This is a genomic window from Desulfogranum marinum (assembly GCF_016918565.1).
Classification (GTDB): domain Bacteria; phylum Desulfobacterota; class Desulfobulbia; order Desulfobulbales; family Desulfobulbaceae; genus Desulfogranum; species Desulfogranum marinum.
The window spans coordinates 1-425 of record NZ_JAFFQD010000168.1 but is presented as its reverse complement, the minus strand read 5'-3'; the positions used below and the strand labels follow the sequence as shown (position 1 = coordinate 425).

General features: G+C 67.3%; 1 protein-coding gene. It reads left to right on the top strand.

The window, feature by feature from the left end:
• Positions 1 to 425 (top strand): DNA polymerase (locus JWH17_RS23345; protein ID WP_232371272.1); only part of this gene is annotated, 425 nt, incomplete at both ends.

The following is a 425-nucleotide window of genomic DNA, read 5'->3' as shown; positions in this document are numbered from 1 at the left end:
CCGCGCGACCGCTGCTGAAGTGTTCAACGTGACGCCGCTGGAGGTGACGCCCGATCAGCGCCGTGTGGCCAAGGTCATCAACTTCGGCCTGATCTACGGGATGAGCGCGTTCGGGCTGGCGAGCAACCTGGGCATTGGGCGCGATGCAGCCAAGCTCTATATCGACCGCTACTTCGCTCGCTACCCCGGCGCCGCGAGCTACATGGACGAAACCCGGCAGCGGGCGCGCGAGCAAGGCTACGTGGAGACCGTCTTTGGCCGTCGCCTGTGGCTGCCCGACATCAATGGCGGCAACGGCCCGCGCCGTCAGGCTGCCGAGCGCGCCGCCATTAACGCGCCGATGCAAGGCACGGCGGCTGACCTGATCAAGCTGTCGATGCTGGCAGTGCAAGGCTGGCTCGACGCGGAAGCGATGCGCTCGCGCC